The organism is Pseudomonas sp. B26(2017) (genome assembly GCF_002113045.1).
GTDB lineage: Bacteria > Pseudomonadota > Gammaproteobacteria > Pseudomonadales > Pseudomonadaceae > Aquipseudomonas.
In genome coordinates this window covers 209582-230017 of record NZ_NEJJ01000003.1, presented here as the reverse complement: position 1 = coordinate 230017, position 20436 = coordinate 209582, and the positions used below count along the sequence as shown (strand labels likewise).

Below are 20436 nucleotides of genomic sequence, written 5' to 3'. Positions count from 1 at the left end.
GCTATTCCAGCATCTTGCTGAGCAACCAGCTGCCCGCCGGCCCCGGCGGGTACAGCCGCGACCACAGTGCATCGACGAACACCGGTTTCGGCCAGCCGCGCACCTTCAGTTCAACCAGCAAGTCATTGCCGAAGCGCTCCACCAGCCAGCGCGGCAGTGGCGCCCAGCCGAAACCTTTTTCCGCCATTTCCAGCAGCATCAGATAACTCGGCGCCGACCACACCCGGCCTTTGCCGCGACTGTCATAGGGATTGACGATGGTGGCCAGGCGCAGCTCGCGATGTTGTTCAAGGACTGTTTGATCGATGGATTCCTGCGTTGCCAACGGATGGTTGCGACCTGCGAACAAGGCGATTTCAGTGCGTTCGGCGACGGTCGCAGTCGCCAGATCCGGCGGGTAGTTGTCCTGCATTTCGGCGAACGCCAGGTGCGCCCGACCGCGCTGCACCAGTTCAACCAGGTCATCGCATTCGGCGATCAGGCATTCCAGTTCCAGATCCGGATACCGCTGCTCGAACCCCACCAGTGCGGCTTCGAATCGGTCGGACTGATACGTGTCGGAAATCGCCACCGTGAGTTTCGGTTCGACGCCTTGAGCCAATTGCCGGGCGGTCATTTCCATTCGGCTGGTGGCCGCCAGAATCGCCTCGGCCCGTTGCAGCATCACGTGGCCGGCCGGGGTCAGCGTCGGTTTGCGGCTGCTGCGGTCGAACAGGATCAAGTCCAGATCAATCTCAAGGCTGGCCACCGCCGCACTCACCGTCGATTGACTGCGCCCAAGTTTGCGCGCCGCCGCCGAAAAAGAACCTTGAGTCGCCGCCTGGACAAACGCCAGCAACACTTCCTGAGAGGCCATGAACTATCGCCTTGATCGATGGTTATTGGTTTTGAAGTATCGGTTTGGTGCTGGATCATGGCAACCATCTTCACAGAGGAGTTCGGCCATGACTGCCAACAAATCCATCACTGAACGTATTTTCCAGGCCATCGGTTTCGAACTTTTGGCGATCCTGATCTGTACTCCGTTGCTGGCCTGGATCATGGGCAAGCCGCTGGTCGAAATGGGTGCGGTCACCATTGCCATCGCGCTCTTGGCCTTGGGTTGGAACGTGGTGTTCAACGGCTTCTTCGATCGCATGCTCAAACGCTGGAACATCCCGCACAACGCCTGGGTGCGGGTGGCGCACGCGCTGCTGTTCGAGGGCGGGTTGATCGTGATGGGCGTGCCGCTGATTGCCTGGTGGCTGTCGGTCAGTCTGTGGCAGGCGTTCCTGCTCGACATCGGCGTGCTGCTGTTTTTCCTGCCGTACACCTACATCTACCACTGGGGTTATGACGTGGTGCGCGAGCGGCTGGTGATGCGCAACGCTTGCCAGAGCTGAAACAAAAAATCGCAGCCTGAGAGGGCTGCGATTTTTTTGTCCGGTTTTTGTTGAGGGTTTAGAGAAACATCCCGCCCGACGCTTCAATCCGCTGACCATTGATCCACTGCGCCCCCGGCGACAGCAGCAGCGCCAACGCGCCGCCAATGTCATCCGGCTGACCGGCACGGCCCAGCGCGGTGTTGCTGGCGACCATCGCGTTCAGCGCCGAATTGTCGCGCACCGCGCCGCCGCCAAAGTCGGTTTCGATGGCGCCCGGGGCCAGGATATTCACGGCGATCTGCCGCGCGCCCAGTTCCTTGGCCTGATAGCGGGTCAGCACTTCCATCGCGCCTTTCATCGCCGCGTAAGCGGCATAACCCGGCAGGGTGAAACGGGCCAGACCGCTGGAGATGTTGATGATCCGCCCGCCATCGTTGATCAGCGGCAGCAGTTGCTGAGTCAGGAAGAACGGCCCTTTCAACTGCACGTTCATCAGCAGGTCGAACTGCTCCGGCGTGGTGTCGGCGAAGGACGCATGCACGCCAATCCCGGCGTTGTTGATCAGGAAATCGAAGCGCGAACGATCGAGCTGTTGCAGCGCCTGTTCGACTTGCACGGCGAAATCGGCAAAGCCTTCGCTGCGGCTGACATCCAGTTGCAGCATCACGGCGTTGGCGCCGCGATTTTTCAGTTCCGCGACCAACGACTGCGCTTCATCGGCGCGGCTGTTGTAGGTGCCGATGATGTCCACGCCTTGGGCGGCGAGGTGCAGGGCGGCGTTCATGCCGAGGCCACGGCTGGCACCGGTGATCAATGCGATTTTGCGGTTCATGGGTCTTCCTCGTTGGCGGTGACGGTTGATGGGGCAAAGTTTATTTATCCGCCGTGAGGTGATAAACAGACTGAAACCGGAATCACTGGTCGGATTGTCCGAACAATCAATGGGTGGCTCATGAACAAACTGGAACTGCTGCGCACCTTCGTCCGGGTCAGCGAATTGTCGAGTTTCACGATGGCGGGGGAGAGTCTGGGGTTGCCGCGTTCGACGGTGTCCGAACAGGTGCAGGCGCTGGAGACCCTGCTCGGCACGCGCCTGCTGCAACGCACCACGCGCCGGGTACAGGCGACTCAGGACGGGCTGGCGCTGTACGAGCGCAGCAAGGATCTGCTGTCGCACATGGACGAAATCGAGAACCTGTTCCGTCAGGACGAAGCGTCGCTGACCGGGCGGATTCGGGTCGATATGCCGAACATTCTGGCGCGGCGGCTGATCATGCCGAAGCTGCCGGAGTTCATGGCCCGTCATCCGAATCTGGAACTGGAGATCAGCAGCACCGATCGCCGGGTCGACCTGCTCGCCGAAGGTTTCGATTGCGTGCTGCGCGTCGGCGCGCAGCCGGATCAATCCGTGGTGGCGCGGCATCTGGGGGATTTCAGCATGATCAACTGCGCCAGCCCTGCATATCTGGAGCGTTACGGCGTGCCGCAAACGCTTGAGGATCTGGCGCAGCATCGGCTGGTGCACTACGTCGGTGTGCTCGGTTCGCGTTCGGAAGGGTTTGTCTACGAGCAGGACGGGCAGGTCCATCGCGTGCCGATGGCCGGCAGCGTGACGGTCAACAGCACCGATGCCTACGAGTCGGCGTGCCTGGGAGGATTCGGTCTGATTCAGGTGCCGCGCACCGGCATGAACACCTATCTGGACAGCGGCGAGATCGTCACCGTGCTGCCGCAATACGCCGCGCCGGCGATGGGCATTTCACTGCTGTACGCGAGGCAGCGGCATCTGCCGTTGCGGGTTCGGGTGTTCATGGATTGGTTGGGGGATTTGATTCGCTCAACGCTTTAACAGCTCCCACAAAAGCCCGAAGTGTTCAGAAGATCCGGGTAAACAGCCAATACAGACTGCCCGACAACACAATCGCCGCCGGCAAGGTCAGCACCCACGCCATCAGCAGATTGCGGATGGTCTTCATCTGCAGGCCGCCACCGTTGGCGACCATGGTCCCGGCCACGCCCGAGGACAACACATGAGTGGTCGACACCGGCAGACCGAACATGTCGGCGGCGCCAATGGTCAGCATCGCAACCGTTTCTGCCGAAGCGCCCTGGGCGTAGGTCAGGTGGGTCTTGCCGATCTTCTCGCCGACCGTGACCACAATCCGCTTCCAGCCGACCATGGTGCCCAGCCCCAACGCAATCGCCACGGCAATCTTCACCCACAACGGAATAAACCGCGTGGCGTTGTCGATCTGCTGTTTGAACAACTGCAGCTTGCCGGTGGTATCGGCGTCGAAGTTACCGACCTTGCTCTTGTCCATCAGGCGAATGGTTTCGCTGGCCAGGTACATGTCGTTACGCACGTTGCCCATGGCCTCGGCCGGCACTTTCGCCAGCGAGCCGTAGCCTTTGACTTCTTCACCGATGTGTCCGGTCAGGGAAGCAAGGGCCGGGATCAGTTGCGGCGTGGCTTGCTTGCTGCGTACGTAATCCGAGAGCACCGGACGCGGATCGGCCGGGGCCGGCAGCGGGGCGCTTTTCACCAGCGCCTGCTGGGTGACCTCGGCCACCGCCGCGAACTGCAACGTCTGATCGGCAGGCATGGTGCGGTTCAGCGCATAAGCCATCGGCAGCGTACCGACCAGAATCAGCATGATCAGGCCCATGCCTTTCTGTCCGTCGTTGGAGCCGTGGGCGAACGAGACGCCGGTGCAGGTCGCAATCAGCAGACCGCGAATCCACCACGGCGGCGGGGTGTTGCCTTTTGGTGCCTTGTACAGCGAACGGTGCTTCACGAACGCGCGCAACGCCAGCAGCAACAGCGCCGCACAACCGAAACCCACCAGCGGCGACAGCAGCAGGGCGTAACCGATCTTGGTCGCCTGGGCCCAGTCCACACCGCTGGTGCCGTCGCGGCCATGCATCAACGCGTTGGCCACGCCGACGCCGATGATCGAACCGATCTGGACAGCGGCGAGATCGTCACCGTGCTGCCGCAATACGCCGCGCCGGCGATGGGCATTTCACTGCTGTACGCGAGGCAGCGGCATCTGCCGTTGCGGGTTCGGGTGTTCATGGATTGGTTGGGGGATTTGATTCGCTCAACGCTTTAACAGCTCCCACAAAAGCCCGAAGTGTTCAGAAGATCCGGGTAAACAGCCAATACAGACTGCCCGACAACACAATCGCCGCCGGCAAGGTCAGCACCCACGCCATCAGCAGATTGCGGATGGTCTTCATCTGCAGGCCGCCACCGTTGGCGACCATGGTCCCGGCCACGCCCGAGGACAACACATGAGTGGTCGACACCGGCAGACCGAACATGTCGGCGGCGCCAATGGTCAGCATCGCAACCGTTTCTGCCGAAGCGCCCTGGGCGTAGGTCAGGTGGGTCTTGCCGATCTTCTCGCCGACCGTGACCACAATCCGCTTCCAGCCGACCATGGTGCCCAGCCCCAACGCAATCGCCACGGCAATCTTCACCCACAACGGAATAAACCGCGTGGCGTTGTCGATCTGCTGTTTGAACAACTGCAGCTTGCCGGTGGTATCGGCGTCGAAGTTACCGACCTTGCTCTTGTCCATCAGGCGAATGGTTTCGCTGGCCAGGTACATGTCGTTACGCACGTTGCCCATGGCCTCGGCCGGCACTTTCGCCAGCGAGCCGTAGCCTTTGACTTCTTCACCGATGTGTCCGGTCAGGGAAGCAAGGGCCGGGATCAGTTGCGGCGTGGCTTGCTTGCTGCGTACGTAATCCGAGAGCACCGGACGCGGATCGGCCGGGGCCGGCAGCGGGGCGCTTTTCACCAGCGCCTGCTGGGTGACCTCGGCCACCGCCGCGAACTGCAACGTCTGATCGGCAGGCATGGTGCGGTTCAGCGCATAAGCCATCGGCAGCGTACCGACCAGAATCAGCATGATCAGGCCCATGCCTTTCTGTCCGTCGTTGGAGCCGTGGGCGAACGAGACGCCGGTGCAGGTCGCAATCAGCAGACCGCGAATCCACCACGGCGGCGGGGTGTTGCCTTTTGGTGCCTTGTACAGCGAACGGTGCTTCACGAACGCGCGCAACGCCAGCAGCAACAGCGCCGCACAACCGAAACCCACCAGCGGCGACAGCAGCAGGGCGTAACCGATCTTGGTCGCCTGGGCCCAGTCCACACCGCTGGTGCCGTCGCGGCCATGCATCAACGCGTTGGCCACGCCGACGCCGATGATCGAACCGATCAGCGTGTGCGACGACGAAGCCGGCAGGCCCAGCCACCAGGTGCCGAGGTTCCACAGGATCGCCGCGATCAGCAGGGCGAAGATCATCGCGAAACCGGCGGACGAACCGACCTGCAGAATCAGCTCCACCGGCAGCAGCGCGATGATGCCGAACGCCACCGCGCCGCTCGACAGCAACACGCCGAGGAAGTTGAAGAACCCCGACCAGACCACCGCGAAATACGGCGGCATCGAATGGGTGTAAATCACCGTGGCCACGGCGTTGGCGGTGTCGTGGAAACCGTTGACGAACTCGAAGCCCAGCGCAATCAACAGCGCCACGCCGAGCAGCAGAAAAGGGGTCCAGGTGGTGACCACCGTGCCGAGTTGGTGCATGTCGTGCATCAGGCTGTAGGCGGTGAACAGCAGCCCCATCGCCAGCACCGCAAAAAACACCACGTAGGTGAACGGGCCGGTTTTCTTGTCGAGGACCGGTCTGCCACTGGCAGCGGAGGCCGGGCTGGCGGTCAGGGAGGGAGTAGCCATGGGCGGACAATCCTGAGCGGGGGAAGGAGTGTCGCTCATGATCGTTGCTAAATATTACAGAGAATCTGCGATAGATCAGTATTTGGGTTTTTAGCTTCACCGCTGATCTGAAGGCGGTGATCGTTGATGATCGTTCCCACGCTCCGCGTGGGAATGCATAAGGTGACGCTCTGCGTCACAGGGACGCGGAGCGTCCCGGGCGGCATTCCCACGCGGAGCGTGGGAACGAGCGGCACAAGGAGATCGGCTCTTAATAATCCCGTCGCTTGCGAAACGCCCAGCGCCCGGCGATCACGGTGAACGTTGCCACCAGCGCCACCAGAATCCAGAACCCTTCGGGATCGGTGGCCAGCGGCACCCCGCCGACGTTCATGCCGAAAAAGCCGGCAATGATGTTGATCGGCAGCGCCAGTACCGTGACCACGGTCAGGGTAAACAGGGTGCGGTTGCTCTGTTCGTTGAGGTTGGCGGCAATCTCTTCCTGCAACAGCTTGATCCGCTCGCCGAGGGCGGTGAGGTCGTTGATGATCAGCGCGAACTCCTCGGTGGATTTGCGCAGCTCCTTCACGTCTTCCTTCTGCAACCACGGCGGCGGCCGGTTGAGCAGGCGCAGCAGCGAACCCGGCTCCAGCGCCAGCAATCGTTGCAGGCGCACCAGCACCCGGCGGTTGGCGCCGAGTTCGGCGCGGTTGGTCGAGAGTCGCGAGGAGAGTAATTCGTCTTCGACCTGATCGACGCTCATGCTGGTCTTGCGCACGATCTGGGTCAGCACTTCACCCTGATCACGCAGCAGATGCACCAGCAGTTCCAGCGGCGAACGAAAGCACTCGCCGGACTTCACCGAAGAACGCAGCTTGTCCACCGAGTGCAGCGGTTGCAGGCGCGCACTGACGATCAGTTTGCTGCGCACGCAGACCCACAGCGTCGACACGTCCGACGACACCATGCTGCTGAGGTTGAACACCACGTCGTTGACCACTGCCAGCAATGCCGAATCGACATGCTCGATGCGCGTCGAGCGCGAGCCTTCGTGCAGCGCTTCGAAAAACTCTTCGGGCAATTGCAGATGGCTTTTCATCCAGCGCTCGCACGCGGCGTGGGCCAGGTTCAGGTGCAGCCAGAGAAATTCATCGCCCTCGCTGTCGTCTTGCAGGCAGCGCAGGGCGGTCGCCGAATCCACCTCGCGCCCGCGTTCACCGGGGCGAAACCGAAAACCGTAAAGCAGGCCGAACAGGTCAGGATCACGATGACTGATATCGAGGCTGTGGTTCATGAAGGCTCGCTGCGAGGAGGCGTCTGTCGCGGGATTTGCAGATTCACCTGAGCCGCATCATCGCAATGTCACATGACACTTGTGTGACAGCAAAATGATGTCAAATCAATGCGTTACCGGCGGTCGGATATTTCTAAAGAAGGGCTCTGGCACGCCGATCACGCATGGGTTAGGTTGCGCGCCTTCGGCCAAGAGCCAAGGTTCGCCGACAGGGATGTCCGGTTAAAAAATCACGTCTTGCCGGACGTGCCTCATCCCTGTCCCGAGTACCTGCGATGCTGCAAAAATCCCTGAGAGCGCAAATTCTTGCCCTGCTGAGCGGCAGCCTGCTGGCGATGCTGTTGATCGCGCTGGCTTGTTTTCACTTCCTGTCCAACGGCGTGCAGAGTTACAGCCAGTTGATCGCCGGCCCCTTGCACGCCTCGCAACTGATCGACGAAGCCAACCTGCAATTCAAGGTGCAGGTCCAGGAGTGGAAAAACGTTCTGCTGCGCGGCAAGCAACCGGCGGATCTGGCCAAATACTGGAGCCAGTTCGAAGACCGTCAGCGCGATGTGCAGGGCATCCTCGGTGAGCTTGCGAATCAGAAAAGCCTTGAGCCTGCACTGAAAACCCGCATCGAACGTCTGCGCGAAGAACATCGTCAGCTCGGTGCTGCGTATCAGAAGGGTCGCGATGCCTACGTCGCCGCCGGTGCCGATCCGACCGCTGGCGACGCTGCCGTCAAAGGCGTCGACCGAGCCGCCAGCGACCAGATGAGTGAACTGGTGGCCGAGCTGCGCAAGCAGGGCACCGAACAATCGGCGCAGATCAGCGCCAGTGCCGATCGCACCGTTTGGCTGGGGCTGCTGGTGATGCTTGCGTCGGGCCTGCTGATCGGTTTGCTGAGCCTGTGGCTGGTCAACCGCAATCTGGTCGAACCGATCCGCAAACTCATCGACTACGTCACCCAGTTGAGCAAGGGCCGTCTGGTCGAGCGCGTGGCCAGCGACCGTCAGGACGAGCTGGGTAACCTGGCGGCTGCCGCCAACACCCTGCGCGATTTCCTCGCCGAAACCTTCAATCACCTGCAACACAGCGCCAAGGATCTGGACAGCGCCAGCGGCGAGTTGAACGCCATCGCCACCGTCATGGCCGGCGGCACCAACGAGCAGTTCAACCGCACCGATCAGGTGGCCACGGCGATGAACGAAATGTCCGCCACCGCCCAGGAAGTCGCCCGTCATGCGGCTGACGCTGCGCGTGCTGCCGACGATGCCGACCAGTCCGCGCAACAGGGCGAGAAGGTCATGCAGAGCACCATCCACAGCATCACCCAGATGCGCGGTGAAATCGCCAACACCGCCACGGTCATCCGGCGTCTGGAAGCCGACAGCGGCCGCATCGGCAAGGTGCTGGAAGTGATTCGCGGGATCGCCGAGCAGACCAACCTGCTGGCGCTCAACGCCGCCATCGAAGCGGCCCGGGCCGGGGAAGCCGGGCGTGGTTTTGCGGTGGTCGCCGATGAAGTGCGCAACCTCGCGCAGCGCACGGCGGAGTCGATCATCGAGATCAACCAGATCATCCACAGCGTGCAGACCGGTGCGGTGGACGCTGCCCAGGCCATCGACAGCGGCCAGACCCGCAGCGATGAAAGCGTCGAGCAAGTGACCCAGGCCGGTGCCATGCTCGAGCGCATCACCCACGCGGTGGAAGCGATCCGCGACATGAACCGCCAGATCGCCACGGCGGCCGAAGAACAGACCTCGGTGGCCGAAGACATCTCGCGCAACCTGACCGAGATCACCTCGATCGCCAGCACCAACCTCGACAACGTGCAGCGCACCGAAAGCGCCAGCCGGAACCTGCACGGCCTGTCGGGCCAACTGAACGACGTCACCGCGCGCCTGAGCGTCTGACCGGCCAGTGACTGTGTACCGGTTCGGTTACCGAGTCGGTACACAGTCGATCTCAATTCGTGCAGACCGCCGCCGATGCCCGGTCATCTATAACCGGCATTGGAGATTTCCCATGGTCAGCATCACGTCTGTTTCGACCTCCGCATAATTTGCGGACACAAAAAAGCCGCACGATTTATTAATCGTGCGGCTTTGTCTTATCAGCCAATCAAGTGTCTTGCTTGTTGGTCAGCACCTTGCCGGTCGTTGCGTCGAAGTCCACATCGAACTCTTTGCCATCAGCCGTACGCAATTCAACTTCGTACTCATAACCATTGAAGTGGTTATCCAGATCCGTGTCGGTAATGGTCGCACCCGGATGCAGTTTCAGCGCTTGTTCGTTCATCGACTCCAGCGACTTGATCTTGCCTTCCTTGACCAGTTGCGGGATCTGGTCGACGCGAACGTCAGCCTGGGCCAGGCCAGCGGTGAGTGTCAGGGCGGCAGCGGTAAACAGGGCAGTCAGGGTTTTCATGGGTTATTCCTTTGGGTGATTCGTTTAAGTGAGTTCAGGTTAATCGCCGCAACTTAATTCACCCTTAAAACGCAGCGAGCAGGCCGGACTCCCCAAGGGAGCGAGCCTGCTCGCGGTACTGACACTCTGATTTGCAGATCAGAAGCCGTTGTTCTTCAACACCTGATCCACACTGGCGGCGGCCGGGCGTTTATAGAACTTCAACAGTTCGCTGGCGCGGTTGGTGAAGATGCCGTCGACGCCGGAGTCCATGACCTTCTCGAAGTCCACCGGCTCATCCACGGTGTAGACGTGCACCAGCATTCCCTTGTCGTGGGTGTACTGGTTCATCCATGGCTGCACCAGGTCCGAATAGCTCTGATCGCCGCCGTGGGTCAGCTTCGCCGAAGGGCCGGTGCCGATGGCGCCCTGGGCCTTGGCGTAGTCGATCCACTGCTTGAATTCGGCCTCGGTTTTCGGCTCTTGCTTGCCGTAGAACGCGTTCTTGTCCTTCTCGCCGGATTCGGCAAAGGTCACTTTGGATTTCGGCTCGATGCTGCCTTCGCCCACCCACAGCAGCAGGATTTTTGGCACCTGCGGCATTTCCTTCTGCAGCATTTCAAGGCTGCTCTTTTCGAAGGTTTGCAGGATCACCTTGCCTTTACCCTGGCCGACACCGAGAGCGCTTTTCGCCAGTTTCGAACCGGCCGGGCTGAGCCAGCCGCGATCCTGGAGTTTTTCCTTCAGGTCATGCTCGATCCCCGGGAACAGTTTCGGCTCCTTGGTTTCGATGTACAGACCCGGCTTGTGCTTCGGATTGGCCTGGGCGATGTCGATGATTTCGTCCAGGGTCAGAATCTTCAGACCAACGTAGGACGGACGCGCGCGATCCGGGTACTTGGTGTTGTACCAGCTGCCGGCGTCGAGGGTTTTCAGTTCGGCCATGGTGAAGGCATTGGCCGGGCTGTCCTTGCGCTCCGGAAACTTGGTGGCGACGTCGGTGGTGCGCTGCAGATTGTCATCGTGCAGGGCGAACAGCACGCCGTCCTTGCTGCGCTGCAAGTCCATTTCCAGGTAATCGGCGCCCAGGTCGCGGGCCAGTTTGTAGGAGGCGGCGGTGGATTCCGGGGCATCGAAGGACGCGCCACGGTGGGCGATCACCGCCGGACGCGGAATGCCCTCGGAGGCAGCGAGCGCAGCAGGGCTTGGCTGGGCGGCGGCATGAGCCTGGCCGAGGCCGAGCATCAGGCTCAGCAGCAGTGCGCTTTTGGTGAACGTGGCGGGCATGTCGAGGTCCTTTCGCAGGTATTTTCGAAGATGTACCTTTTAGCAACTCAAACGAAAACGTGCTATCGCGAGACCGACATAAACGTACTGAAAACGAATATTTCCGCACTTTTGTGCGTTCGTTTGCAGTACGCTTGGGCACGGCAACCGCCCCGGCAGAGGGCGCGCCTCTCATTGCCCTGCGTGTAGACCATCGATCCTTTTCGTGAGGTTTACCATGCGCATCACATCGCAACTCATCTGCCAGGCGGCCGACGACCTCAAGGGCTTCGTCGGCCTCAACCGCAAGACCGGCCAGTACATCGTGCGCTTCAGTGAGGACTCGTTCGGCATGGACGTGGCCGATGACGGCATTATTCCCGCCAGCGAATTCGTCTGGGCACCGGCCACCGAACAGACCATGACGTTGAAGCGCGAGTTGATCCAATTGCTGCTCGATCAGCACATCGACGACCGGATCAATATCACCGAGCCGTTGCGCGTTTACATGAATAAACGCGAAGTGCCGGAAATTGAGGCGGTGCGCAGTCTGGTGAAGGGCTGAGGTTCTGCTGTGACTTTTCTGGCTTCATCGCGGGCTTGCCCGCGAAGAGGCCAGTGAGTACACCTTTTTACTCACCTCGCAAACCGATACTCCCGCTCCACCCGACACACCCGCGTATGAAACGCCGAATACCATTCCGCCCGCCCGCGCGCCTGAATCACCCGGTGCTCTGGATGCTCGCGCCAGGCCAGAATCGCCGCCTCACTCTCCCAGTACGAAACCGTAATCCCCACGCCGTCCGCGCCCCGGATCGAATCGATACCGAGAAAACCCGGTTGCTCGGCCACCAATTGCATCATGCGCTCGGAGGCCTCGGTGTAGCCGTTGTCACCCTCGGTGCGGGTCGAGGTGAAGATCACGGCGAAGCATTCAGTGTTCGGTTTCATCGAGGTTGCTCCGCGCAGGCTTCGACAAACGCCCGCACCAGCGGTGGCAATTGCCCCTTGAGTGCTGCGCGTTCCGGCTGGAACAGCGTCGCGACAAAGAACACATGGTTTTTCAGTTCGATGGCGCGCAGATCACCTGCCGAATCGTGACCCACGGCGTGCAGATCATGGATCAGCAACTCCCGTTCGAACTGCGGATTCACACCATAGCGGCAGCGATAGCCTTCGCGAATCTCCGACGTTTCGTACGCCTTGGCGATCAACGAACCGGGCACCAGATGGATGCTGTCCACCGCTTCCACCAGTGAACACGTCAGGGGCGAGAGCACCGCACGGCTCGAGTCAGGTGAAGTTTCGCCATGCTCGGCGTCGGCCCAGCCCAGTACGTTGCGGGAAAACTCCAGCACCGCATGCTGAAAACCGCCACAGGTGCCGAGGAAAGGGCGCTGCTGTTCGCGGGCAAAACGAATGGCTCGCAGTGCACCGACTTCGCTTTTGTAGGGGCTGGCCGGCACACACCAGAAACCGTCGAAATATTCCAGCGGCGTCTCGGGCAGGATTCGGTCGGTGGCCAACCATTCGAAATCGACCGGATGGCGAAGGTGCTCCGTCGCCAGACCAAGGGCGACCGGGATGGCCTGGTGGGCGGTGACTTGCGGATCGTAATCACCGATCAGGGCGATGCGCAGGGCTCTGGGTTCCATGAGTACTCGCTGTGCTTGTTGAGTGATGGCGCTCACTATAGATTGGCGTTCACGCACTCAAAATTGGCGTTTGCCCAAGTGATCAATGCAGCCACGCAATACCGACTGGATTTCCCGGATCTGGCCCTGATCCTCGCTTTGGTGCGCGGCGGCTCTCTGGCCCGGGCCGCGCAGCTGCTGAAGGTCGATGTGTCGACGGTGTTTCGCGCCGTGCGCCGACTGGAAGCTGCACTGGGTCAGCAACTGTTCGAAAAAAGCCGCGCCGGTTACCTGCCCACCAGCCTCGCGCAAACCCTGGCCGAGCAGGCCGAACGTGCTGAACAAGCACTGGAAGCGGCGCGTATTGGTGTGGAGCAGGGCGGTGAAGTGGTCAGCGGCACGGTGCGCCTGACCTGCACCGACTCGGTGTTGCAAAGTCTGTTGCTGCCGGCGCTGGCGCAGTTCATGCCGAACTACCCGGCGCTGACCATCGAGCTGAGCACGTCCAACGATTTCGCCAACCTCAGCCGTCGTGATGCCGACATCGCCGTGCGCCTGACGCGTACACCGCCGGAGCATCTGGTCGGACGGGAGCTGGCGAAGATTTCCTACCGGGTCTGCGCCAGTCCGCGTTATCTACAAAAGGTTGAAGCGGCCGATCTGGCAGCGCTGACCTGGATCGCCACGGACGACTTTCTGCCCGATCACCCGACCGTTGCCTGGCGCCGTCAGCAGTTGCCGGGTGTGACGCCAAGTTATCGCTGCAACAGCATGCTGTCTGTGACCGAACTGGTCCGCGCCGGACTGGGCGTGGCGGCGTTGCCGGACTTTCTCATCAACGAAGGGCTGCAAGCTCTGAGCGAACCCTTGCACGGTTATGACACCGCGCTGTGGTTGCTGACCCGCCCGGACTGCCGCGCATTGCGCTCGGTGGTCACGTTGTTTGATGAATTGGGGCGGGCGTTGCGTCTGGCCTGAAGAGGAATCATGACGAAGGGCGTTGTTCCTGTTGCAGGATGTGCTGATGAACTTCGCGTGTGAGGATTTCGATGCGCTCGGTCAGGTCCTTGGTCATCTCGGTCAGGTGTGTGTTCTGCTGCAGTAATTCGAGCAGTTGCGCAGTGTTCTTCGCCGCCTCCGCCTGGCGTTCGCTGTTGGCCACCGCCAGCGCCTCACGATGCTGTGCGTCGGCCTCTGATTGCGCTTTGTCCCGTGCGGCCTGACGGGTCTGGGCCAGCAGAATCAGCGGGGCGGCATAGGCGGCCTGCAGACTGAACGCAAGATTCAACAGGATGAACGGGTAAGCGTCGAACCCGGTTACGCCGCTGACGTTGAGCCCCATCCAGAGCACCACAATCAGAGTCTGTGCGCCGAGAAAGGTCGGTGTGCCGAAGAATCGTGCAAACGCCTCGGCGCGCAAGGCGAACTTGTCGTTGCCGAACGTCGTGTTGAGATGGGCGTGGGGGCGGTGGAAGCGCAGGTGATCGGCGGCGGCAGGGGAAGGCGATTCGGGATGTTTGATAGTCATGATGGGCTCGGTGACGCTTGGGACTGAAGACACTATAGTCCCGCGCCGTGGAGCTTGTGCCCAGCGCTGGCAGCTGGCTCCCGAAAGAGATGCCAGCGCCGGGGGGCTAGCCGATGGTGGCGGATTTCATCCTCGCGCCCGCTCATTGGCGAACATGCTTACGGCTTCCACCGCCTCGCTGGCGCCGTCACGAATCTGCAGGATTACCGTGCCGGCCTGATCCGCCAGTTCAACACCCTGTGCTGCGCGACCCCGGGTGCCGTCCATGCTCTTGATCGCCTGACGGGTTTCACTCTGGATCAGGCCGATCATATTGGAAATCTCTGCCGTCGAGCCGCTGGTGCGCGCCGCCAACTGCCGCACTTCATCGGCCACCACCGCAAAGCCGCGACCCTGCTCGCCCGCACGGGCGGCTTCGATGGCGGCGTTCAGGGCCAAAAGGTTGGTCTGGTCGGCAATCGCGCGGATGGTGTTGACGATGGCGGTGATCTGTTCGGAGCGCTCGCCCAGTTGCGCAATCAGTGTGGATGACTCGGCAATGTCGTCGGCGATTTCGCGCATTTCACTGGCCGCTTGCTGGATCACTTGCGTGCCTTGCTCGGCGACTTTTCGGGTGGCGACGGAGATGTGATAAGCGGCACTGGCGCTGCGTGCATCCTGCTCATGCTGCTCGACCCGGGCGGTTACGTCGGAGGCGAATTTTACGACTTTGCACAAGCGGCCGGCGGCGTCGTAGACCGGGTTGTAGTTGGCTTCCAGCCACACGGTCTGGCCGCGTTTGTCGATGCGTTCGAACTGCCCCTGAAACAACTCGCCCTGGTTCAACCGGCGCCAGAAGTCCTGATAGTCGCTGCTGTTGACCAGATCCGCCGGGCAGAACAGCCGATGATGCTTGCCCTTCAGCTCGGCGAGTGTGTAACCCATGCGCGTCAGAAAATTCTGATTGGCAGTGAGGATATTACCGTCGAGATCGAATTCGATCACCGCCATGGCGCGATCAATGGCCTGCAACTTGGCGTTGGCTTCACTTTCCTGCTGGACTTTGGTGGTGACGTCCATGGCGTATTTGACCACTTTCACTACCCGGCCCGAGGCATCCTTGATCGGGTTGTAGCTGGCCTCGAGCCAGATCGGTCGGCCTTGGCTGTCGATTCGTTCAAAGGTGCCGGACTGAAACTGGCCGCTTTTCAATCGCGACCACAACTCTGTGTATTGATGGCCATTGGCAAACGCTGGCGGGCAGAAGCGGCGATGGGGCTGGCCGATCGCCTGTTCAGCCGTGTAGCCCATGGTTTTCAGGAAATTGTCGTTGGCACTGAGCACGACGCCGTCGAGATCGAATTCGATCACCGCCATGGAGCGGTTGATCGCTTCCAGCAGACTGGACTGTTCGGTAATGGTGTTTTGGAGATCGGCGAGGACGGTCTTGTGGCGATTGAAAAACATGCTGGAGGCACTCTGGAAATAGGGCTGATAGTGGGTTCCCTGTTTCCGCGTCAGTCAGCCAGACATGTCGATGGCTGGCAGCAGTGTGCCAGCATCCAGGCTGGCGGGTTCACTTATACAAAACTTTATAAACTTGTACAAGAAATCGATTTTTTTCAATTTTGTACAAGTTTTTTCAGGCGCCGGATCGGCTCAACGCTACGCTGATCGTGTTACGTCCCGCGTGCTTGGCGGTGTATAGCGCCTTGTCGGCATCGTCGAACCACTCAAGGGCGTCGGCGTATAAGGTCTGATAGCGGGCGAGGCCGATGCTCAGGCTGACGCGCAGTTCGGCGACGTCGGGGTGGCGATAACGATCCATTCCCTGACGCAATTGCTCCATGAGTGCTTCGGCCTTGTTCAGTGGCAGGTTGGGCAATATCACGCAGAATTCATCGCCGCCGTAACGCCCGGCCAGTTCGCTTTCGTCGAGCACGAATTTCAGCTCGCGACTCAATTGCCGCAGCACCGCATCGCCGACGATGTGCCCGTAACTGTCGTTGATCGACTTGAAATGATCGATGTCGATCAGCGCCAGAATGGCTTGGGAATTGTGTTGTCGGCACTGCTGGAACTTGAGATGCAGCAGGTCTTTCCAGGCGCCGTGGTTGAGCAGGCCGGTCAGGCTGTCGGTGCGGCTTCGGGCGCTCAGGGTGCGTTTGTGTTCGGCGAGTTTGATCGCCAACCGGTAACAGACCATGCCCAGCGCCAACGGATAAAGGGTCAGCATTGGCAGGCAGGCCCAAACCTGAATCGGCGTGGCCGTCAGGGTGAAATGGACGCCGAACACCGACCAGCCCAGCAGCACGCCGATCACCTGAGCGAGGGCGCCGAGCAGGAACAGGCGCTGGCCGCCGGCGGCCACGTTGTTCATGGTCATCATCGACAGAATGGTTACTGTGGTCAGCGGATTGAACTGGAAGCACGCGGTCCAGAAGCCGCCGCAAACCGAGTCATAAAGCAGGTTGCGGCGTTCGGCGCGATAGGGGAAAGCCGAGCGGGTCGACCATTGATAGGCCACGTGAGGCCAGAGAAAACCGTTGAACAGCAACAGCGCCCAGAGCCAGCCCGGTATGTTCAACGGATACAGCGCGGCACCGACACTGAAAAAACCGATGCCCAACCCGATGGCCCGTGGCAAGTAAATGCGCTTGGCGAATGACAAGCCTTTGCCGCGTTGGTTTTCCATGATGTTCTGCGCCAGATTCATTCTGAAACACTTTGCAGTGTCATTCTTCAGACAGACCGTTCATCGGCCAAAGGCAGACATTGTCATTTATTCCAGCGGGAAAATTCAGTGTCCTTATGAGCCATTTACCGTGGCGCAGGTCCTTGTCTAGAGCTGATAACAGGCCAGAAACATATCGAGTGCAGAGTCGACCACGGCATTTTGCGTGGTGCTGTCGAGTGAGGGCTGGCCCATGGAGATCTGCGGCCAGAATGCAAACGCCTTCAACAACCCCTGCACCTGATGCGCGGCGAACTCCGGATCAACCGGTTTCAACCGACCGTCGGCCTGGGCGGCACGAATCCACACGGTCACGCTTTCCTCACGTTCGCCCATGCGCGCCACCATGTTTTGCGCGCGCTCGGGGGAGTGGATCGCGGCGGCGATGGCGACCCGGGCCAGGTTCATGAAGTTGTCGTCTGCCATCGTCTGCAGTTTGGCCAGCAGCATCGTTCGCAATTGATCGCGCAATGGCTGGTCGGGCTGGTACGACACGGCTTGCTCGGTGCTGATCCGTGCCCACAACTGGTTGAGAATTTCGGCGAACAGCTCTTCCTTGCTGGGGAAATGGTTGTACACCGTGCGCTTCGACACCCCGGCAGTGGCCGCAATCTTGTCCATGCTAGTGACCTCGAAACCGTTGGTACGGAATTCGGTGATCGCGGCCTGGATGATGGCTTCGCGTTTACGGTCGGTGAGGCGCTGGGGGGCTGTCATAAATTCGATTCGGCAGGAAAAGGGTGAAATTACACTCGGCAGTTTACTTGTCACCAGGATTGATGCAACCTAGAAAGTACACCGGTCAGTGTAATGCTGCGTTAATCGGTGCAACCTAAAACCAGATGTCCGGCTGATGCGTGCGTGCCTTGGCCATTATCGTCCCACCGTGGGAATCCGTGAATTGCGCGGTGTTTCCGGAGTCATTCAGTCATGGCCAAATCCATTGCTTCTGCGGGCAGTCAAACTCCTGAACCTTCGCGTCAAGCCGAAGGCGTATTCCGCAACCATGCGCCGGTGCAGCGTGAAGGTGTGCGTAAGATGCTACGAATCATGTGGAACATGATCTTCCACAAACCGCGCAACAGCCGGCCGGCCGCGGCCATTCCGGTGCAGCCACTGACCCGCGCGGACCTGATCGCGGCGCCCAACCACAGCGTTTATCGCCTCGGTCACTCGACCCTGCTGCTCAAACTGCAAGACAAATTCTGGATCACCGACCCGGTGTTCGCCGAGCGTGCCTCGCCGGTGCAATGGGCCGGGCCGAAACGCTTTCACCAACCACCGATCAGCATCGACGAATTGCCGCCGATCGAAGCGGTGATCCTGTCGCACAACCACTACGACCACCTCGACTACGAAGCGGTGTTGAAACTGGCCGACAAGGTCAACGTCTTTCTGACCCCGCTGGGCGTCGGCGACACCCTGATCAAATGGGGCATCGATGCCGACAAGATCCACCAGTTCGACTGGTGGCAGGGCACCGAAGTCGCCGGCATCCGCTTCATCGCCACCCCGTCGCAGCATTTTTCCGGTCGCGGTCTGTTCGATGGCAACCAGACCCTGTGGGCTTCCTGGGTGATCATCCACGGCGACACACGGATTTTCTTCAGCGGTGACAGCGGCTACTTCGACGGCTTCAAACGCATCGGCGAACAGTACGGCCCGTTTGACCTGACCCTGATGGAAACCGGCGCCTACAACGTCGAATGGCCCCACGTGCACATGCAACCGGAAGAAACCCTGCAAGCCCACATCGACCTCAAGGGCCGCTGGTTATTCCCGATCCACAACGGCACGTTCGATCTGGCGATGCATGCCTGGCATGAACCGTTTGATCGCATTCTGGCGCTGGCCTGGGAGCGCAGTGTTTCCATTACCACCCCTCAAATGGGCGAGGCGTTCAACCTGGCACAACCGCAACGCGGGAATGCGTGGTGGTTGGAGGTTGAAGGGGAGAGTGAGGCGGTGGTTCAAGGGGCCTGACGAGTTTCTCGGGCTCGCTCCCCATCGGAGCGAACCGCTCTTTCAGGCTTCTTTTACCGAAATCTGATTCAGGTACTTTGAAATTGTGGCGGATGGTATATCGCGGAATCGTCCTCGGAGCATGCCCTCTAGTTTCTCCAGCGATATCTCAAGTTTCTCCGCCGCTTCAATTCCGCTCATCTGCGCAGTTTCCATCAGTGCAGACAACTTCATCACCGCTTCTGCCTTGGCCTGCATCTCGTATGCATCACCAACGCTTAGGTCTTGATAAACGTTACCTGTGCTTTCTTCCATTTCGATCAAGTCCTGAGTCCTCAGTCTGCCATCGCAAAATTCCCACGTTCCACCGACTCGGCCGTGGTCCCTTTGATGCTTGTCGAACGCCCCGGCGCAAACCCCGGAAAAAACACCAACCCCTGCGCCTCAAACCGATAGGTCAACGCCAGCCGCGCCGAATCCACCACGTCCTGCTGTGCTTCAAACCGCTGGATGTCGTCTATCGAAACCCCTGCCTCCCGTGACAGTTGTTCCACGCTCCAGCCCAGCATTCCTCGGGCCTGGACGCAGTGGGTCGGGGTGAACTGGAAAAGGGCGATACGTTCGAGGATGAGGTTCATCGCTGAAGAGGCCATGGTGTGCTCCGGGCTCGAGAGTGCTGATAGAAAATGTACTGTGTTTTTGTACAGTTGTTTTCGGCCGGGATCAAACGCATTTTTTGATTTGCCCTAGTTCGCCGGCTCCAACCAGACGGACGGTGCCTGACCGAGGATTCGGCGGAACATCGTCGAGAACGCCGCCGGACTGTCATAACCGAAATCCAGGGCAATCCGTGTCACCGCTTCACCCGCCGCCAGTCGTGCCAGCCCCAGTACCACACAGGCGCGCTGGCGCCATTGACTGAAACTCAGGCCGGTTTGCTGACGAAACAGTCTGTTGAAGGTGCGCAAGCTTACGTGCAGTTGATCGGCCCACTGCTGGGGTGATTGGTGGGCATTCGGCTGATGCAGAAAGGTCTGACACAGTTCGAGCAGTCTTCCGTCAGACGGCAGCGGAATGTGCAGCGGCAACGGTGCACTGCGCAGCAATTCATGCAGCAACAAATCGATCAGCGCACCGTCGCGACCGGTCAGGTCATACGCCAGTGGCAGCTCGACGGCCTCCATCAACAAGTGCCGCATCAACGGCGACACACTGATCACCTGACAACGCTCACCCAGATCCACTGCCCCCGGCTCGATATACAAACTGCGAGTGCTGACCCCCAGCATCAACACCTCATGCGCCACCCCCGGCGGAATCCACACCGCACGCTGCGGCGGCACTACCCAGTTGCCGTCATGCGTGCTGACCTGCATCACGCCGGTCGCGCCGTACAACAATTGCGCCCGCCGATGCGTATGACGTGGCAACAGATAGCCGTGGGAATAATCCGTACCGATCGCCACCACCGGGCGCGGCGTGTCATCCAGCAGATTGATCGAAACATTGCGCATCGAGCGGCACCCGGCAATTGGCGTAAACGCAAACATTAT

Annotated in this window: 20 protein-coding genes and 5 pseudogenes; 8 read left to right on the top strand and 17 right to left on the bottom strand. The window is 60.4% G+C overall.

Annotated features, from left to right (window positions below):
- Position 1 precedes the first annotated feature (1 nt).
- Positions 2-856: a LysR family transcriptional regulator gene (locus CAF79_RS06340; protein WP_085697108.1), complete on the bottom strand. Its 855-nt coding sequence runs from the start codon at positions 854-856 to the stop codon at positions 2-4.
- Positions 857-944: 88 nt separating this feature from the next.
- On the opposite strand from CAF79_RS06340, the gene CAF79_RS06335 reads away from it, so the two are divergent.
- The gene (locus tag CAF79_RS06335) at positions 945-1382 is read left to right on the top strand and encodes a multidrug/biocide efflux PACE transporter (RefSeq protein ID WP_085697107.1); all 438 of its coding nucleotides are present in this window, start codon (positions 945-947) and stop codon (positions 1380-1382) included.
- A 58-nt stretch (positions 1383-1440) separates the two neighbouring features.
- On the opposite strand, the gene CAF79_RS06330 is transcribed toward CAF79_RS06335, so the two are convergent.
- Positions 1441-2196, bottom strand: coding sequence for an SDR family NAD(P)-dependent oxidoreductase (locus CAF79_RS06330; protein ID WP_085697106.1), 756 nt, complete (start codon positions 2194-2196; stop codon positions 1441-1443).
- 120 nt (positions 2197-2316) lie between these two features.
- Here CAF79_RS06330 and CAF79_RS06325 point away from each other — a divergent pair, with 120 nt between their 5' ends.
- The gene (locus CAF79_RS06325) at positions 2317-3213 is read left to right on the top strand and encodes a LysR family transcriptional regulator (RefSeq protein WP_085697105.1); all 897 of its coding nucleotides are present in this window, start codon (positions 2317-2319) and stop codon (positions 3211-3213) included.
- 25 nt (positions 3214-3238) lie between these two features.
- On the opposite strand, the pseudogene CAF79_RS06320 reads toward CAF79_RS06325, so the two are convergent.
- A pseudogene (locus CAF79_RS06320) lies at positions 3239-4327 on the bottom strand (inorganic phosphate transporter); the annotation flags it as partial.
- On the opposite strand from CAF79_RS06320, the pseudogene CAF79_RS28685 reads away from it, so the two are divergent.
- A pseudogene (locus tag CAF79_RS28685) lies at positions 4328-4477 on the top strand (LysR family transcriptional regulator); the annotation flags it as partial.
- A 25-nt stretch (positions 4478-4502) separates the two neighbouring features.
- Here the strand turns inward: CAF79_RS28685 and CAF79_RS06315 are convergent.
- Together CAF79_RS06315 and CAF79_RS06310 are read right to left on the bottom strand one after the other, a co-directional pair.
- The gene (locus CAF79_RS06315; RefSeq protein WP_085697104.1) at positions 4503-6116 is read right to left on the bottom strand and encodes an inorganic phosphate transporter; all 1614 of its coding nucleotides are present in this window, start codon (positions 6114-6116) and stop codon (positions 4503-4505) included.
- Between the two features lie 250 nt (positions 6117-6366).
- Positions 6367-7389: a transporter gene (locus tag CAF79_RS06310; RefSeq protein WP_085606510.1), complete on the bottom strand. Its 1023-nt coding sequence runs from the start codon at positions 7387-7389 to the stop codon at positions 6367-6369.
- A gap of 275 nt (positions 7390-7664) precedes the next feature.
- On the opposite strand from CAF79_RS06310, the pseudogene CAF79_RS29665 reads away from it, so the two are divergent.
- Both CAF79_RS29665 and CAF79_RS29660 read left to right on the top strand, forming a co-directional pair.
- Positions 7665-8354, top strand: a pseudogene (locus CAF79_RS29665) (methyl-accepting chemotaxis protein); the annotation flags it as partial.
- Positions 8355-8519: 165 nt separating this feature from the next.
- Positions 8520-9287: a methyl-accepting chemotaxis protein gene (locus CAF79_RS29660; RefSeq protein WP_371917914.1), complete on the top strand. Its 768-nt coding sequence runs from the start codon at positions 8520-8522 to the stop codon at positions 9285-9287.
- Positions 9288-9495: 208 nt separating this feature from the next.
- On the opposite strand, the gene CAF79_RS06300 is transcribed toward CAF79_RS29660, so the two are convergent.
- Both CAF79_RS06300 and CAF79_RS06295 read right to left on the bottom strand, forming a co-directional pair.
- Complete coding sequence (locus tag CAF79_RS06300; protein ID WP_007951089.1) at positions 9496-9801, bottom strand: PepSY domain-containing protein; 306 nt, start codon at positions 9799-9801, stop codon at positions 9496-9498.
- 138 nt (positions 9802-9939) lie between these two features.
- Positions 9940-11067 carry a glycerophosphodiester phosphodiesterase gene (locus CAF79_RS06295; RefSeq protein ID WP_085697102.1) on the bottom strand — a complete coding sequence of 376 codons (1128 nt, stop codon included), beginning with the start codon at positions 11065-11067 and terminating at the stop codon, positions 9940-9942.
- Between the two features lie 217 nt (positions 11068-11284).
- Here CAF79_RS06295 and CAF79_RS06290 point away from each other — a divergent pair, with 217 nt between their 5' ends.
- Entirely contained in the window at positions 11285-11611 is a 327-nt protein-coding gene (locus tag CAF79_RS06290; RefSeq protein ID WP_085697101.1) for a DUF2025 family protein, read from the top strand.
- Positions 11612-11682: 71 nt separating this feature from the next.
- On the opposite strand, the gene CAF79_RS06285 is transcribed toward CAF79_RS06290, so the two are convergent.
- Complete coding sequence (locus tag CAF79_RS06285; protein ID WP_085697100.1) at positions 11683-11997, bottom strand: antibiotic biosynthesis monooxygenase; 315 nt, start codon at positions 11995-11997, stop codon at positions 11683-11685.
- A complete protein-coding gene (locus CAF79_RS06280; protein WP_085697099.1) occupies positions 11994-12701 on the bottom strand; it encodes a CTP synthase in 708 nt (235 codons plus the stop codon). The genes CAF79_RS06285 and CAF79_RS06280 overlap by 4 nt, the downstream gene beginning before the upstream one ends.
- Positions 12702-12716: 15 nt before the next feature.
- On the opposite strand from CAF79_RS06280, the gene CAF79_RS06275 reads away from it, so the two are divergent.
- Positions 12717-13658 carry a LysR family transcriptional regulator gene (locus CAF79_RS06275; RefSeq protein ID WP_085697098.1) on the top strand — a complete coding sequence of 314 codons (942 nt, stop codon included), beginning with the start codon at positions 12717-12719 and terminating at the stop codon, positions 13656-13658.
- 7 nt (positions 13659-13665) lie between these two features.
- On the opposite strand, the gene CAF79_RS06270 is transcribed toward CAF79_RS06275, so the two are convergent.
- From CAF79_RS06270 to CAF79_RS06255, 5 genes and pseudogenes are all read right to left on the bottom strand, one after another.
- Positions 13666-14208 (bottom strand): DUF1003 domain-containing protein, encoded by a 543-nt coding sequence (locus CAF79_RS06270; protein ID WP_085697097.1) that lies wholly within the window; start codon positions 14206-14208, stop codon positions 13666-13668.
- 126 nt (positions 14209-14334) lie between these two features.
- Positions 14335-14772, bottom strand: a pseudogene (locus CAF79_RS29655) (methyl-accepting chemotaxis protein); the annotation flags it as partial.
- 108 nt (positions 14773-14880) lie between these two features.
- Positions 14881-15654, bottom strand: a pseudogene (locus CAF79_RS29650) (PAS domain-containing protein); the annotation flags it as partial.
- A gap of 175 nt (positions 15655-15829) precedes the next feature.
- The gene (locus CAF79_RS06260) at positions 15830-16882 is read right to left on the bottom strand and encodes a diguanylate cyclase (RefSeq protein WP_085697234.1); all 1053 of its coding nucleotides are present in this window, start codon (positions 16880-16882) and stop codon (positions 15830-15832) included.
- Positions 16883-17029: 147 nt separating this feature from the next.
- A complete protein-coding gene (locus CAF79_RS06255; RefSeq protein ID WP_085697095.1) occupies positions 17030-17638 on the bottom strand; it encodes a TetR/AcrR family transcriptional regulator in 609 nt (202 codons plus the stop codon).
- A 213-nt stretch (positions 17639-17851) separates the two neighbouring features.
- Here CAF79_RS06255 and CAF79_RS06250 point away from each other — a divergent pair, with 213 nt between their 5' ends.
- Positions 17852-18904, top strand: a complete 1053-nt coding sequence (locus tag CAF79_RS06250; RefSeq protein WP_085697094.1) for an MBL fold metallo-hydrolase — start codon at positions 17852-17854, stop codon at positions 18902-18904.
- A gap of 42 nt (positions 18905-18946) precedes the next feature.
- On the opposite strand, the gene CAF79_RS06245 is transcribed toward CAF79_RS06250, so the two are convergent.
- The 3 genes from CAF79_RS06245 to CAF79_RS06235 form a co-directional block, all read right to left on the bottom strand.
- On the bottom strand, positions 18947-19198 hold the full coding sequence (locus tag CAF79_RS06245; RefSeq protein ID WP_085697093.1) for an XRE family transcriptional regulator: 252 nt from the start codon (positions 19196-19198) through the stop codon (positions 18947-18949).
- A 20-nt stretch (positions 19199-19218) separates the two neighbouring features.
- Positions 19219-19536: a hypothetical protein gene (locus tag CAF79_RS06240; RefSeq protein ID WP_085697092.1), complete on the bottom strand. Its 318-nt coding sequence runs from the start codon at positions 19534-19536 to the stop codon at positions 19219-19221.
- Positions 19537-19629: 93 nt separating this feature from the next.
- Positions 19630-20397: a helix-turn-helix domain-containing protein gene (locus CAF79_RS06235; protein ID WP_085697091.1), complete on the bottom strand. Its 768-nt coding sequence runs from the start codon at positions 20395-20397 to the stop codon at positions 19630-19632.
- Positions 20398-20436: the final 39 nt, after the last annotated feature.